The 1787-nt window shown below is 29.1% G+C and carries 4 protein-coding genes and 1 pseudogene; 3 read left to right on the top strand and 2 right to left on the bottom strand.

What is annotated here, in order from left to right; all coding sequences use genetic code 11:
• Positions 1–182 (bottom strand): annotated as a pseudogene (locus tag ACF91D_RS30085) (winged helix-turn-helix transcriptional regulator); the annotation flags it as partial.
• On the opposite strand from ACF91D_RS30085, the gene ACF91D_RS30080 reads away from it, so the two are divergent.
• Positions 171–383: a JAB domain-containing protein gene (locus ACF91D_RS30080; RefSeq protein WP_153672588.1), complete on the top strand. Its 213-nt coding sequence runs from the start codon at positions 171–173 to the stop codon at positions 381–383. The pseudogene ACF91D_RS30085 and the gene ACF91D_RS30080 overlap by 12 nt on opposite strands.
• A 63-nt stretch (positions 384–446) precedes the next feature.
• Positions 447–695, top strand: coding sequence for a hypothetical protein (locus ACF91D_RS30075; RefSeq protein WP_153672581.1), 249 nt, complete (start codon positions 447–449; stop codon positions 693–695).
• 22 nt (positions 696–717) lie between these two features.
• On the opposite strand, the gene ACF91D_RS30070 is transcribed toward ACF91D_RS30075, so the two are convergent.
• Positions 718–1110 (bottom strand): YolD-like family protein, encoded by a 393-nt coding sequence (locus ACF91D_RS30070; RefSeq protein ID WP_153672582.1) that lies wholly within the window; start codon positions 1108–1110, stop codon positions 718–720.
• Between the two features lie 77 nt (positions 1111–1187).
• Here ACF91D_RS30070 and ACF91D_RS30065 point away from each other — a divergent pair.
• Positions 1188–1787, top strand: a 600-nt coding sequence (locus tag ACF91D_RS30065) for a hypothetical protein (protein ID WP_392438394.1), incomplete at its 3' end; no start/stop codon positions are given.

Here is a 1787-nt window from a genome sequence, read left to right as displayed (position 1 = left end):
AGCTTTAATCCTATTCTGGTTAATTTATAATCTACTTTTGGCAGTACTACTGGATAGACTGGCCTTTCAAGAATTTTGTCTTGCTCTAGTTCTCTAAGTTGTCTTATTAGCATGCACTGGTTGATATCAGGTAGTTTATTTTGTAATTCACTTAATCTTAAACGATTGTTTTGCAACAGAACCTTTTTGCACATAACCACCCAAGCCAAGATGTAACGCCATCAGTCAATGATATTATGGTTGGCAAGAGATTAAAGCTTATAGGGGAATTGCTAAGTATTGATGTATTAGATAGTTTAGTAGTAAGTAATAACAATTATACAAGTTTAGAAGAACTAGAGTTATTAGAAACAGAACTCAATATAAATGATTTATTAGAATAATTGGTATGAGCCAAGTCCCCAAAAAACGAGCGCCCGCCCCGTACTAAAAAAGGAGTGTTAAATATGATGTATTTAAAAACACGTTATATAACATTAAATGATTTAAAACAATTAGGAATTGCAGATAAACACGGCTTAATAGACTATCAAGAATTTAATAAATTAAAGTTAGAAAATAAAAACAAAGGAGTTAATTTGAAAATGGGTACAAACAACATATTTGAAAGAGGTATAAATGTCATAGATAATAGCCCGATTTACTACAACGGAAAGCGTTACGATAATAAAATTGATATAATTGAAGGAAACTAACGATAAGGCTGTTAGTTAATCCTTATTCAATATTATAAATATCAGTTAATTTTACAGGCATTAAAACATCATCAGTATAAATATATAAAACACTATCTAATGTATCGACTTTGTGTATTATACCTTGAACACTTTTTATATAGCCATTAGCAAAATATTGAATTTTGGCTAAAGTATTATCAATCACTTTACTAGTCAATGTATCATTTATATTTTCTATTTGGTCTTCACTAAGTAACGGCTTTTCAATTTTATTTTGGTCTTGAATGTACTGTTCTAATCTTTCGTATTGTTCGGGGATGGTGGCCATAGGTAGCCATTTTTTCATTCCTCGATTTTGTGGGATATTAGGGTTTAAATACTCACGGGGTATTTTTCTATAATCTGTTTCATTAGCATATTTTTCAGGGATCATTTGCAACACCTCAATTTAATTATAGAACATATGTTCTGTATTTAGAAGTGATTTTTTAGCATAGAAAGGGTTTTTAAATGAAAAAAGATTATGATACTAAATTATGGTATGAAGTTGATGTTAGCAATTTTGATGTAAAAAAAGAATTGCAGAATATTGATTTGTATAAGCATGAGTACGTTAAACTAATTAATGATAAATGGATAGACGTACTAGACAAAATATATAGAAGTATCGGAGATTTTGGAGAAAGTCCACAAGATACCTTACAGACATTTTCAGTATATAGAGGTAATACAGCAGGAAATAAATATATTTATGACATAGGGTTTAATGTTGATTTGGCAAGAGATTTAATAAAAAAGACTAATAGAAAACCATTGAAAGCGCCAAATGATATTTTTAATGATGGAATACACATTGACTATACAGAAAGAGAAAACCCTTATACTTTAACGCCTGATGAACCAATAATTTTAATTCCTGATTTAGTAACATCAAGAGAAGCAAGATTTAAAGAAATATACGATATACCAACATCATTATTAGTATTAGATGGCAATAATAGAGTTACTTTGATGAAAAAAGATAACCAACCCTATATACACTGTTATTACGTTTCATTAGATGAATTGTTAGAAAATAAAGTGTTTTTAACTGACTTTGATAGTGCTGTT

The organism is Staphylococcus sp. 231237_7MaSpsaltlick (assembly GCF_043107035.1).
Note: the sequence above shows the minus strand (reverse complement) of the source record. Positions and strands in the feature narration are given on the sequence as shown.

Bases quoted from the DNA above. Each gene is read 5' to 3' on its own strand.
- ACF91D_RS30070 (WP_153672582.1), bottom strand. From the start codon at position 1,110: ATGATCCCTGAAAAATATGCTAATGAAACAGATTATAGAAAAATACCC.
- ACF91D_RS30075 (WP_153672581.1), top strand. From the start codon at position 447: ATGATGTATTTAAAAACACGTTATATAACATTAAATGATTTAAAACAA.